Origin of the sequence: uncultured Cedecea sp., from assembly GCF_947498825.1 — a bacterium.
In the GTDB taxonomy this organism is placed as follows: domain Bacteria; phylum Pseudomonadota; class Gammaproteobacteria; order Enterobacterales; family Enterobacteriaceae; genus JGM124.
On the sequence record NZ_CANMLV010000054.1, the window covers coordinates 1 to 776 of the forward strand.

1 protein-coding gene is annotated in these 776 nt (G+C 51.2%); it reads right to left on the minus strand.

Annotated features, from left to right (window positions below; all coding sequences use genetic code 11):
- Positions 1-5 precede the first annotated feature (5 nt).
- A partial coding sequence (locus Q1A40_RS22870; RefSeq protein ID WP_300006076.1) for an elongation factor Tu occupies positions 6-776 on the minus strand: 771 nt, incomplete at its 5' end.

The following is a 776-nucleotide window of genomic DNA, read 5'->3' on the forward strand; positions in this document are numbered from 1 at the left end:
AGCGATTAGCTGATAACTTTAGCAACAACGCCCGCGCCTACAGTACGGCCGCCTTCACGGATTGCGAAACGCAGACCGTCATCCATCGCGATTGGGTGGATCAGGGTAACAACCATCTGAATGTTGTCACCAGGCATTACCATCTCTACGCCTTCTGGCAGTTCGATAGTACCGGTTACGTCAGTTGTACGGAAGTAGAACTGTGGACGGTAGCCTTTGAAGAATGGAGTGTGACGACCGCCTTCATCTTTAGACAGAATGTACACTTCAGACTCGAACTTGGTGTGCGGCTTGATGCTGCCTGGCTTAGCCAGTACCTGACCACGTTCGATTTCTTCACGCTTGATACCACGCAGCAGAACACCAACGTTCTCACCCGCACGGCCTTCGTCCAGCAGTTTGCGGAACATTTCAACGCCAGTACAAGTGGTTTTCGCAGTATCTTTGATACCCACGATTTCAACTTCTTCACCGACTTTAACGATACCGCGCTCTACACGACCGGTTACTACTGTACCACGGCCAGAGATTGAGAATACGTCTTCGATTGGCAGCAGGAACGGACGGTCAATCGCACGCTCTGGTTCTGGGATGTAGTTATCCAGGTGGCCAGCCAGTTCAACAATCTTAGCTTCCCACTCTGCGTCACCTTCCAGTGCTTTCAGAGCAGAACCACGAACGATTGGAGTATCGTCGCCTGGGAAGTCGTACAGAGACAGAAGTTCACGAACTTCCATTTCTACCAGTTCCAGCAGCTCTTCGTCATCAACCATGTC